This is a genomic window from Pseudoalteromonas sp. NZS71_1 (assembly GCF_015864305.1).
Classification (GTDB): domain Bacteria; phylum Pseudomonadota; class Gammaproteobacteria; order Enterobacterales; family Alteromonadaceae; genus Pseudoalteromonas; species Pseudoalteromonas arctica.
Genome location: NZ_JADYXM010000006.1, coordinates 102055 through 113717, shown reverse-complemented (window position 1 = coordinate 113717; position 11663 = coordinate 102055). Strand labels below are relative to the sequence as shown.

Annotated in this window: 9 protein-coding genes; 4 read left to right on the top strand and 5 right to left on the bottom strand. The window is 38.5% G+C overall.

Features of this window, described 5'->3' with window-relative positions; translation table 11 throughout:
* Positions 1–192 precede the first annotated feature (192 nt).
* Entirely contained in the window at positions 193–2349 is a 2157-nt protein-coding gene (locus I6F43_RS11150; protein ID WP_197102325.1) for a 2Fe-2S iron-sulfur cluster-binding protein, read from the top strand.
* A gap of 45 nt (positions 2350–2394) precedes the next feature.
* Here I6F43_RS11150 and I6F43_RS11145 read toward each other — a convergent pair whose 3' ends face one another.
* Both I6F43_RS11145 and I6F43_RS11140 read right to left on the bottom strand, forming a co-directional pair.
* Positions 2395–2685 (bottom strand): hypothetical protein, encoded by a 291-nt coding sequence (locus I6F43_RS11145; protein ID WP_149602508.1) that lies wholly within the window; start codon positions 2683–2685, stop codon positions 2395–2397.
* Positions 2686–3326: 641 nt separating this feature from the next.
* Complete coding sequence (locus I6F43_RS11140; protein ID WP_197102322.1) at positions 3327–3950, bottom strand: glutathione S-transferase; 624 nt, start codon at positions 3948–3950, stop codon at positions 3327–3329.
* Between the two features lie 115 nt (positions 3951–4065).
* Here I6F43_RS11140 and I6F43_RS11135 point away from each other — a divergent pair, with 115 nt between their 5' ends.
* Positions 4066–4959, top strand: a complete 894-nt coding sequence (locus I6F43_RS11135; protein ID WP_197102321.1) for a LysR family transcriptional regulator — start codon at positions 4066–4068, stop codon at positions 4957–4959.
* Between the two features lie 151 nt (positions 4960–5110).
* On the opposite strand, the gene I6F43_RS11130 is transcribed toward I6F43_RS11135, so the two are convergent.
* The 3 genes from I6F43_RS11130 to I6F43_RS11120 all read right to left on the bottom strand — a co-directional run bounded on the left by I6F43_RS11130 (position 5111) and on the right by I6F43_RS11120 (position 8463).
* Entirely contained in the window at positions 5111–5962 is an 852-nt protein-coding gene (locus I6F43_RS11130) for a universal stress protein (protein ID WP_197102319.1), read from the bottom strand.
* A gap of 10 nt (positions 5963–5972) precedes the next feature.
* The gene (locus tag I6F43_RS11125) at positions 5973–7463 is read right to left on the bottom strand and encodes a SulP family inorganic anion transporter (RefSeq protein ID WP_121954540.1); all 1491 of its coding nucleotides are present in this window, start codon (positions 7461–7463) and stop codon (positions 5973–5975) included.
* Positions 7464–7734: 271 nt separating this feature from the next.
* Positions 7735–8463: an NUDIX hydrolase gene (locus tag I6F43_RS11120; protein ID WP_096793274.1), complete on the bottom strand. Its 729-nt coding sequence runs from the start codon at positions 8461–8463 to the stop codon at positions 7735–7737.
* A gap of 364 nt (positions 8464–8827) precedes the next feature.
* Between I6F43_RS11120 and I6F43_RS11115 the strand changes: the two genes are divergently transcribed.
* Positions 8828–10183 carry an MFS transporter gene (locus I6F43_RS11115; RefSeq protein WP_197102317.1) on the top strand — a complete coding sequence of 452 codons (1356 nt, stop codon included), beginning with the start codon at positions 8828–8830 and terminating at the stop codon, positions 10181–10183.
* Between the two features lie 62 nt (positions 10184–10245).
* Positions 10246–11313, top strand: coding sequence for a glycoside hydrolase family 43 protein (locus I6F43_RS11110; protein ID WP_197102315.1), 1068 nt, complete (start codon positions 10246–10248; stop codon positions 11311–11313).
* The last annotated feature ends 350 nt before the right edge of the window (positions 11314–11663 follow it).

Here is an 11663-nt window from a genome sequence, read left to right as displayed (position 1 = left end):
TAAATAGTATTTAATGTGTTTTTAGAGTGAGGATAAAACCTATTTTGTTATATGTTGGTGCGCGCCTGGCACTAAGAGGGTGCAAGTATTGTCATTGTTTTGTGCATTATCAGTCAATAAAACACCCATTATCATTCATTGTGTATTGGGTTAAATTTATCCCATGAAATACGCACACGAATTACGAGCAAAATGATAAATACAAACTCAATAGATGCTTCACCTTTTCACGAAGGCGAGCTGGCAATACAAGACAAACTCGGTAAACGAGAAATAATGGAAACATTTGGCAAACGTGCCGTGCGCTCATTTATGCCAAAGCAGCATCAAGCCTTTTTTGAGCAGTTACCATTTGTGGTTGCAGGCAGTGTTGATGAAAATGCTAATCCGTGGGTATCTATTGTTTCAGGACAGTCAGGCTTTTTAAGCACCCCAACTCCTACGTCGTTATTAATGAAGCACGCGGTTGATAAAAACGACCCCTTACATAACACGTTAAATATTGTCGGCTCGCCAATTGGTTTATTAGGCATTGAGCTGGGCACGCGTAGGCGTAACCGTTTAAATGTGCGCGTAGGTGAGGCAATTGACGATAATCAGGTGAGTTTTAATGTTGATCAATCCTTTGGAAATTGCCCACAGTATATTCAAACGCGCGACTTAACGTTTAATAGAGATCCTTTAGTTAAAAGTAGTGCAGTACAAAAAGTTGAATTTAATACACTTGATAACGCAGCTAGTGTGTTAATTGACACAACCGATACATTTTTTGTATCGAGTTTTATAACCGCAAAAAACAATCCAAAAATTGAAGGTGTTGATGTTTCTCACCGTGGTGGGTTGCCGGGCTTTGTAAAGCGAAAAGGCAATACATTAACGATTCCTGATTACGCAGGTAACAATTTTTTTAATACCTTGGGTAACTTTTTATTAAACCCAAAAGCAGGTTTGTTATTTCCTGATTTTGACACGGGTAATGTATTAATGCTTACCGGCAGCGTTGAAATTTTATGGGACGGGCACCCAGAGCTTGAAGGCTTTATTGGCGCAGACCGAGGCTGGAAATTTACCCTCACTAAAGGAATGTGGCTTAAAAACTTACTCCCGTTTAGTGCTAAATTTGATGCTTATTCCCCTAACACTAAAATGACGGGCACGTGGCTTGAGGCTGATAAAAACAAACAAGCCGAAAAACTAAAACATACTTGGCAGCCTTTAAAAGTAACTAAAATAACGAAAGAAAGTGATGTAATTACATCATTTTATTTAGAAGGGCATAACAATACAACCTTGCTACCGTTTAAAGCTGGGCAGCACTTAACCGTACAAATACCAAGTAAAAGTAGTGGTAATAGCAATAACAGTAATAGCAAAGTCGTTATTAGAACCTACACCGTGTCATCGAGCCCTCATGAACTATTTTATCGGTTATCGATTAAAAAAGAACTCAGTGGCGAGGTGTCTAACTACTTTCATAATAACGTAAAAGTAGGCGACGTTATTTTAGCTAAATACCCACAAGGGCAGTTTTTTATTGACCCGACTAGTACCAAGCCTGCGGTACTCATTGGTGGCGGAATAGGCATTACACCTATGATTTCAATGGCTAAACACATTGCCAATGAAGGGTTAAGAACCCGCTATACACGCCCCCTGCATATTTTCCACAGTGCTAAAAATAAACAGCAGCGTGCTTTTTATAACGAGTTAAAAGCACTAGCAGATACGAGCGGCGGGGCAATTGATTACTACTCACTTTTATCGCAGTCTGAGCTTAATGAAAAACAAGACGACATTTTTGATTTAAAAGATAATAGCTTTAATTTAAAAGATCAGAGCTTTAATTTAAAAGGGCGCATAAATGCGGATGTGTTTAGGTATTATTTACCACTTGATGATTACGAGTTCTTTTTATGCGGACCTGCTGCGTTTATGCAACACGTATATAACGAGCTGTTATTGCTCGGTGTGCAGGACAAAAACATATTTGCGGAAGCATTTGGACCCTCCAGTATTAAGCGCAAAGTGCTTAACACAAACGAAGCACCTAATAAAACCAAAGAGATTAGTGTTGAGGAAGCAGACAACACTGTAATTAAATTTAGTAAATCGGGCTTTGAACAGCGCTGGAATAAAGGCGACAACACTATACTTAATGTAGCCGAAGCTCATGGTTTAGAACCTGAGTTTGGTTGTCGAAACGGCAGCTGCGGCAGTTGCGCCGTAAAAATAAACGCAGGTGCTGTGGTTTATCGCAATAACGTAAGTTATCCAGTAGAGGTAGGGCAGGCGCTGATTTGCTGCGCCGTACCGGCTAAAGGCGTTGATGAACTTGATTTAGAGCTGTAGCCCTCAAGCTACTTAAATTTCGATGGGTTAGTAAAACATTTGTGGTTATGAACAGGCTTCTTCATGTGCGATTTTGATCGTAGCAATTTTATTTCTTAAATCCGTACTTGAAGATGAAGAATTATTAGCAAGAGGGAATAAGCATAATTTGAAAATTGAAGCTATTAGGCTATCGCCACTATATCGCTTTGTTATTTCGTTATCGCTTACATCAAACTTAGTTAAAAGCATACTATAAGCGTTAAGCGCATTAGAAGCATACAACTCATAGTCAATGCTTCCTAAAGCTTCAAAAAGCTCCTCTTTTGAGTATTGTGAGTAATCAGTATTATTCATATACCTTTGATCCAATTCGATGTTAAGTGAGCCTACAAGAGGCATAACGTTTATTATGGGTAGTTAACTTGTTTAGTACTAAACGATTTTCATTCACTTTTTAGTCTTTATAAGCTCTTGTCCACCGAATATAAAACATAAGAGCAATATTAGTTCATCAATTAGCCATATTTGAGATAAGCCAGTTGGTATTAATAACAGCATCAAAATCATACCAGGGATAAAAAATGAAAAAAATTTAACTTTTTTCTGACTAGGGAAATAATATAGGTATAAAGAAACCAAAGTTATACCAATTGCGGAGGATAGTAAATAAGGGAACAAATTAGTTAAAATTAGTTCGTCTTCACCGAATAACCCACGTAATAAAAAAAACGTCAAAGACATCGTAATACACATTATTAAGAGTTTTATAATTTTATTAGCGGTAATGAGCACGGTGATCATCCTTATCGTTTAGTTTCCAAGGTTCTATTATTTAGATATAAAAGCCCTAAAGCCATAGCTAACTATTAATACCAAACTCTAAAACCTATTGCCAATTATAAATACTATAGACTAGCTTTTCAGATTCCACTTAAACAAGAACAAAAAAAGAGGCTATTAAGCCTCTTATAAAACACTCTTAAATACTTGAACGACTAAGCCAACAAACCTGCTTTTGTTTCAGGCATTGCTATAAAACCATCAAGTTTTCGAATGTTGCTTAACCATCTTAAAATATTTGGGTATTGCTCAAGCGATACGCCGCCCTCTGGTGCGTGCGCTATGTAAGAAAAGTTGGCAATGTCGGCAATAGTTGGCTGAGTGCCTACTAAGTACTCGCGATTTTGTAAATACGCATCCATTGTTTTAAATAATGTGTGGGCAATGTTTATCGCGTTTTGATGATCAAGCTCTGCGCCAAATACAGTAACTAAACGCGCCGAACACGGACCTGAAGCCACAAGCCCTGCAGCAACGCTCAACCAGCGCTGAATATGCGCTTGAACAGTTACATCTTCAGGGTACCAGGTTCTGTTAGCATCAAATTTTTGTGCTAAGTACACTAAAATAGCGTTTGAATCGTTAATAATGTCGTCGTTGTTTTTAAGCACCGGTACTTGTCCAAAAATATTCATTTTTAGAAAGTCATCGTGCTTTTGTGCGCCGTCTTGCAGTGCCACATCAACCATATTTACATCAAGCTTTAAAAGCGATGTAAATAGCTCTGCACGATGAGAATGACCAGATAAAGTAAAACGATATAGCGTTAAGTTGCTCATGGGTTGTCCTGTTTTTAATTTGAATAGTGATTTTTAATAACGCTATTCTTTCACTATTATCAGTTTTGAAAAACCGAGCTAGTAAGGAATAAATGTCAATGCTATATTGACAATCATGGATACTATTATTGGCATTAAAACAATCATCGCGGTTGTTGAAACAGGCTCTTTTACAGCCGCAGGCGACAGACTAGGGCTTTCAAAGGCGCTGGTTAGTAAATATGTGGGCATTGTAGAGCAAGACTTAGGGGTTAGATTATTTAATCGTTCCACGCGCAGAATTTCGATTACCGAGGCGGGGCAAAGTTATTACGCAAGCGTAGTGCCGGTAATTGAAAGCTACAGCGAAATGCTCGATAACTTATCGGGTCAAACAGCCCTTGCCAGCGGCAAGCTTCGGGTGAGTGCGCCGGTGTCGTTTGGTGAATCAAACCTTGCGCCGTTAATGCCTGAGTTACTAAGCCGATATCCTGATTTAAGTATTGATTTAGTGCTTTCAGACAAAACAATTGATTTGCTAGAAGAGGGGGTTGATTTAGCAATTAGAATTGGCAGTATGTCTGACTCTAATTTAATCGCGAGGCAAATTACCAGTTACCCTTTAATTTTATGTGCGTCAGCCGAATATATTCAGCGCTTTGGCGCACCAGCGAGTGTTGATGAGCTTGAACAACACGCCACAGTGATTGATAGCAACTTTAAAATAGGTCGCCATTGGCCTTTAATTTCACCTAGTGGTGAGGCATTAACGGCAAGCGTAAACTCGCGTGTTTCGGTTAATAATCCGCAAGCTGTAAAAGAGGTGGTTGTAGCAGGTGGCGGTATTGGCTTAATTCCTGAGATAGTGGTGAGAGACGATATTGCATCGGGTAAGCTTGTACAGGTTATGCAAGGTTATAAAACCTTTGAGTTTGGCTTATTTGCTATTTATCCGCATAGAAAGTTTGTGGCTCAAAAGGTTACGTCGTTTATTCAGTTTTTATTTGAAAAGTTTGAAGCTAAAAAGTAAAGCCACTCTAAACCTTACTTTAAATTTAAAACTAAAACTAAAACCCAACCTAAGCCAAAAACAAAAAGCCTAAAATCAGTTAAGTGATTTTAGGCTTTTTGTATGGGATTCTAAAACTTATTTAAAACCAATCCTTATTTAAAAATGGTCCTTACTTTAAAATAACCACTGGCACATCGCTGTTTTCGAGCATTTTAATGGTGTTACTACCTACAAAAAACTGCCTTAGTTTAGAGTGCCCAAACGCACCCATTACAATTAACTCTACATTATTTTGTTCTTTGTATTGCATTAACGAGTCAAAAACATTGCCCTCTAAAAAGCTTGCAGACACTTCAAAACCCATACTACTGAGTTTAAATTGAGCGTTAAGAAACTTCTCTTCTAAGTTCTTCTCATTATTATTAATACTCACTAAATGACAATGAAGCCCATGTAATAAACCGCCATCAATGACTTGTTGCAGTGCTTTGTCGGCTGTTTCGCGACCATCGTACGCAATCATAAATGATTTAGGCTGCTTAAACTTTTTAGAAATAAGCAATATTGGTTGCGAGGCGCTACGCACGAGCGTTTCGATGTGTGAACCAAGTGCATTTAAATCAACACGATGATCAACACCATTTCGACCAATAACGATTAAGCGAGTATCATCTTTAAAATCAATAATAGCGTCGATTACATCACCGTGACGTTTAATTAATTCATAGTTTTGAATATGAGCAATTTTTGCTTGTACAGCAACCGAGTCGAGTAATTCATCTGCTAGTTTTAAAGAAACTTTACTACGGTGTTCATCGAGTTTTGTCATTTCTTCAAGCAAAGCCGATTGGGCACCTAAACCAATTGTACCGGTGTAGTTACCTACATTAGTTTGTTGTATTTTTTCAAGCATATGTATAAAGCTAATTGATTTATCTAGCTTTTTTGAAGCCCAAATAGCAGCTTCGGTTACAGCGTGTGTAATGACAGAGCCATCGATACAGGTAATTATTTTTTCCATTACATTCTCCTTAATGACCGCCAAGTAGTTTATCGACTTCTTTGGGGTCGTTATGTACGCCAAACTTATCAACAACTGTTTCGGTTGCGCTATTCATACCAACAATATTAACTGTTGCGCCTTCGCGTCTAAACTTAATAACCACCTTATCGAGTGACGATACACCGGTTATATCCCAAAAGTGGGCATGGGTTAAATCAATTACTACGTTAGAAACCGCATTTTTAAAATCGAACGACGCTATAAACTGCTCAGCTGAGGCAAAAAATACCTGGCCTACAACTTCATAAGTTACTAGGTTTTTAGTTTCATCGTGCTTAGTTGTAACAACCATAAAGCGACCAATTTTGTTCGCAAAAAACAACGTAGCTAGCAATACGCCAACTAAAACACCAATGGCAAGATTATGCGTGGCAACAACCACAATAACGGTTGAAATCATCACTACGTTTGACGAAAGAGGGTTCTTTTTTAAATCTTTAACTGATGCCCAAGAGAATGTACCAATCGACACCATAATCATTACTGCAACTAATGCCGCCATAGGAATTAAACGCAGCCACTCATCTAAAAACACCACCATGATGATTAAAAATAAACCAGCAATAAAGGTTGAAAGTCGTCCACGACCGCCCGATTTAACGTTAATGATTGACTGTCCAATCATGGCGCAACCCGCCATACCACCAAATAAACCTGCGCCAATATTAGCAATACCTTGGCCCTTACATTCTTTATTACGATCGCTCGTTGTATCAGTTAAGTCATCAACAATGGTGGCGGTCATCATTGATTCAAGTAAGCCCACAACCGCAAGACCAATTGAATACGGTAAAACAATTTGCAGTGTTTCGAGTGTTAGTGGTACATCGGGCCATAAAAATATAGGTAGGGTGTCTGGCAGTTCGCCCATGTCGCCAACGGTTCTTATATCAAGACCCAAAAACAGTGAAACCAGTGTAATAACAACAATACACACTAAAGGAGAGGGAAGTATTTTGCCAATAGTTGGAATGTATGGGAATAAGTAAATAATACCTAAGCCTGCAGCAGTCATGGCGTAAACATGCCAAGTAACATTGGTAAGCTCAGGTAACTGTGCCATAAATATTAAAATCGCCAGCGCATTTACAAACCCTGTTACAACAGAACGCGATACAAACCGCATTAATTCACCGAGCTTTAAAAAGCCTGCAAATATTTGTAGTACACCAGTAAGTAAGGTAGCAACCAGTAAGTATTCCAGACCATGATCTTTAACCAGCGTCACCATTAACAGCGCCATTGCACCGGTAGCAGCCGATATCATGCCAGGGCGTCCGCCTACAAAGGCAATAATAACCGCAATACAAAATGAGGCGTATAAACCCACTTTAGGATCAACACCCGCAATAATAGAAAAGGCAATAGCTTCCGGTATTAGGGCAAGCGCCACAACAATACCAGCAAGCACATCACCACGAACATTAGAGAGCCAATCTCTTTTTACGTGATCAAACATGTAATAAACCTAATTAGTTAGTTTCCCAAAGTATAGGGGAGTATTTTATTTAAATAACAATGATTCTCGCGCAGATGGCGATTAAGGGTGCACGCAACGTGCTGATGAAAAAGGGAGTGGTTGCCTAGGGCGGCGTAAGTTTCAAGTAAAAAGCTCCTTTTTGATTAGTGTGCATTGATAATGGGAATAAATTGTAAGTAACGCATACACTTTAGCAATATGCAGTTAGTTCATAAAGAGTAAACCTCAAAACAATAAGGTTCTTAAGCAATTAAAACTCAAACGTAAAACCAAACTCTCTTAATTTTTCGTACACGTTTATGTCAAAACGATAAAGCGTTGCGGCTCTGTGAGCTACGTTGGTTTGTTTTTCTTTGCAGTTTATTAATAAGTTCATTTTTTGAAACTTACGTCTAAAGTTAGGTTTATCGAGTGATTTATTTAAAATCGACTCGTAAATTCCTTGTAGCTCAAGCAGGGTGAATTTTTCAGGGAGTAAGCTAAAACCAATAGGCTCGTGTCTTACTTTGTAGCGTAAGTAGTCTAAGCCGCTTTTTAAAATATCAGCATGGTCAAACATTAAAGCCGGTACACTATTTACATCAAACCATTCACACTCTAAAGCATTGTCGCCGCTCACAAGGTTGGTTTCTTCAAAGCGAACGAGCGAATAATAAACAATGGTAATAATACGTCTGGCAGGGTAGCGGTCTACGTTACCAAAAGCACCTAACTGATCTAAATACAGGTTTTCAACACCGGTTGTACTTTTAACGACACGAAGTGCGGCTGAATCTAGGTTTTCATTCTTTCGAACCCAATGACCAATTAAACCCCACTGGCTTGTTGCAAGGCCGCGGTTATATTTAACCAGCAACACCTTTAACTTACCTTCATGAATAGCAAATACAATATTATCTACGGTTAGATTGCTAATGCAGTCATCAGGAATCGATTCTTCGTCGATGTTGTTAGAAATGTTTGATGTTTTATAGTGCATAAATTACTCAGCCAAAGCTATACGTAGATATTGTTATAAAGACTATTAAGGGTATATAAAAGGTGGGTAAAGCGCAAATAAAAAGCTTTTATAATTCCTATTTAAAACAATCACATCTATTTAATTACTCACTTTATAAACTGTACCTGTTTTTACGCGTTCACGCCGATATTCGATTTTGGTTTGGTATTGGTTTTTTATTGAACGGATAATACCTTTGTATGTTAGTAAATTTAACGGCTAATTAGCGTCGTGTATTAAATACATTACTAGCAAATTAAAAATGTAACATAAATGTTTACATGCGCTAAAAATGCATATAGTATTTTTGACTATATCGATTTGCATTGAAAATTGAGCACACATGAACAACACAAAACACACACTCACAATTAAAGAAAAAATAGGGTACGGCCTTGGTGATACAGCCAGTAATATTGTATTTCAAATGGTCGCTAACTTTATGTTGATATTTTATACCGATGTTTACGGTTTATCTGCAGCCGCTGCGGGTACCTTATTATTAGCGGTTCGTTTATTTGATGGTATTACCGACCCTATAATGGGCAGCATTGCCGATAGAACGCGCAGCCGTTGGGGCTCTTACCGCCCATATATATTATTTTTAGCCGTGCCTTACGGTGTGTTTGCTTGCTTAGCATTCATAACCCCAGATTTTGATTCCACGGGCAAGCTTATATATGCCTACTTTACTTACGGACTTTTAATGACATGTTATACCGCCATTAATATACCGTACGGCGCACTTGGCGCAGTAATGACAAACGACCCTAAAGAGCGTGCATCGCTTCAGTCATATCGATTTGCAATGGCAATGGCTGCACTACTTGTAATTGTATGGGCACTGCCTAAGCTGGTTGCTTTTTTTGGTGACGGAGACGATGTAGTAGGTTACCCGCTAGCCATGGTGTTTTTAGGCGGACTTGCTGCGGCTTGTTTTTTACTGTGTTTTAAAATGACCAAAGAAACCAAACAAGTTAAACCCGCGCAAAGTAAAAAGAATGCTTTCCTTGAATTTTTAAGCTTATTTAAAAACGATCAATGGGTTGTTATAGCCGTTATAAGCCTAGCAACATTAATATTAATTGGCGTTAGAGCCTCAGTAGCACCGCATTATATTAAGTACTACGTAGGAGAAGCCTCACTTACTTCTAACTTTTTAACACTCTCAGCAATTGGCTCAGTATTGGGCGCTGTGTCTACCAACTTTTTAACCAAATTTATTGAAAAGAAAACACTATTTATAGTCGCTTTAGTGGTCGTAATTATTTCTCACAGCATGTTTTACGTACTTGAGAGCGACGCCATAGTCACCATTTTTATCGTCTACTTTATTGCTAACTTTGCCCACATGATAATTACCCCAATTATGTTTTCGATGGTGGCAGATACGGTTGACTACGGCGCATTAAAAGTTGGTCGCCGATTAACCGCTGTTACGTTTTCGGGTCATTTATTAGCAATAAAATTAGGCTTTGCAATTGGCGGTGCTATTGCAGGGTGGATATTATCTGGCTATGCATACGTGCCTAATCAAGAGCAATCAGAACACACGTTATCAGGCATTTTACTCGCCTTTGCTGGCATTCCAGTAATTTGTACCGTGGCATGTTTAATTTTTATAACACGTTACAAACTTACCGAGCCTGAGGTAAAGCGCATTCAAACGCAGCTGGCTGATAACAAAACCATAAACTAATTTAGCAGTCCACTTTGCACCTTTTAAAAGTGCAAAGTGGGCAGGCAATACTAGGAGTAAAAATGCAAAATACAGCACAAGCAGCACCCCCATCTAATGGATTAAGTGACGCTGAACTTAAACAGTTAAAAGACTTACAACGAGCCAACTCGTTAATACAAAATCATAATGTGTTAGTTGATCACATGTATACCGCCGATCCGTCTGCGCATGTGTTTAACGGCAAAGTGTATATTTATCCATCGCACGACATTGAATCAAAAAATGAAATTAATGATAACGGCGACCACTTTGCAATGCGCGACTACCATGTGTTTTCCCTTGACGAAAGCTCAGGCAAAGCCATAGACCATGGCGTAGCACTTTGTGTAGATGACGTAAAATGGGCAAGCAAGCAAATGTGGGCACCCGATGCAGCGCATAAACTTGGTCAGTATTACCTTTATTTTCCGGCGCGCGATCAGCAAGGTATTTTTAGAATTGGCGTTGCAAAAAGTGATAGTCCAACAGGTCCATTTAAAGCCGAAGATGATTACATTCAAGGGACGTTTAGTATCGACCCAGCTGTATTTGAAGATGATGACTCAAGCCATTATTTATATTTTGGCGGTTTGTGGGGCGGCCAATTACAAAATTGGCAAACCAGCGAATTTAATGAACAAAGCACGTATCCAAAAAATGGTGAACCTGCAATCCCTGCGCGTGTTGCAAAATTATCTGAAGATATGATCAGCCTAAGCGAAGACGTAAAAGAGGTTGTTGTATTAGATGAGAGCGGCTCGCCAATTACAGTGTGCGATAATAACCGCCGCTTTTTTGAAGGCCCTTGGGTACACAAACACAATGGTGTTTATTACTTTTCGTATTCAACGGGTGATACGCACAAAATTGTATACGCAACAGGCGATAACCCATACGGACCATATACCTATCAGGGCGTTATTTTAAACCCAGTACTAGGTTGGACCACGCATCACTCAATTGTTAAACACAATGGTGATTGGTTTTTATTTTATCACGACAGTACGTTGTCGGGCGGGCAAACCCATTTACGCAGTATGAAAATGGCTAAGCTTGAGCACGACTCAAACGGAAAAATTCAAACAATAAGCCCATATGAACACGCTTAGTAAAAATAGTTACAAACATTGCAAATTATCTGCGTAAGCACCGCTACGGCTTTTATTTGCATAAAAAAGATATAGTCAATATGACCATTAATTTTTATTGTTAATGGTCAAAATAAGAGGAAGCTGAGGACATATGACAAAATGAAAATATTTTAAAGCAAAAAATTAGCACAAAGAATTAGCATAAACGTGCTGTTATTTAACGGTTTTTAGTTAAGTAACACATGTTTAAAACTGGTTGTGGTCTTTGTAAAACGTTTAAAACATACACACACAATAATTATTTATTGACCGTAAAATGAAACAAATAGTTTACAATTATGTTTCGAGTAATTCTTAAAGTCTTGCAG

Coding starts and splice junctions, on each gene's coding strand:
- I6F43_RS11150 (WP_197102325.1), top strand. CDS start 193: ATGATAAATACAAACTCAATAGATGCTTCACCTTTTCACGAAGGCGAG.
- I6F43_RS11145 (WP_149602508.1), bottom strand. CDS start 2,685: ATGAATAATACTGATTACTCACAATACTCAAAAGAGGAGCTTTTTGAA.
- I6F43_RS11140 (WP_197102322.1), bottom strand. CDS start 3,950: ATGAGCAACTTAACGCTATATCGTTTTACTTTATCTGGTCATTCTCAT.
- I6F43_RS11135 (WP_197102321.1), top strand. CDS start 4,066: ATGGATACTATTATTGGCATTAAAACAATCATCGCGGTTGTTGAAACA.
- I6F43_RS11130 (WP_197102319.1), bottom strand. CDS start 5,962: ATGGAAAAAATAATTACCTGTATCGATGGCTCTGTCATTACACACGCT.
- I6F43_RS11125 (WP_121954540.1), bottom strand. CDS start 7,463: ATGTTTGATCACGTAAAAAGAGATTGGCTCTCTAATGTTCGTGGTGAT.
- I6F43_RS11120 (WP_096793274.1), bottom strand. CDS start 8,463: ATGCACTATAAAACATCAAACATTTCTAACAACATCGACGAAGAATCG.
- I6F43_RS11115 (WP_197102317.1), top strand. CDS start 8,828: ATGAACAACACAAAACACACACTCACAATTAAAGAAAAAATAGGGTAC.
- I6F43_RS11110 (WP_197102315.1), top strand. CDS start 10,246: ATGCAAAATACAGCACAAGCAGCACCCCCATCTAATGGATTAAGTGAC.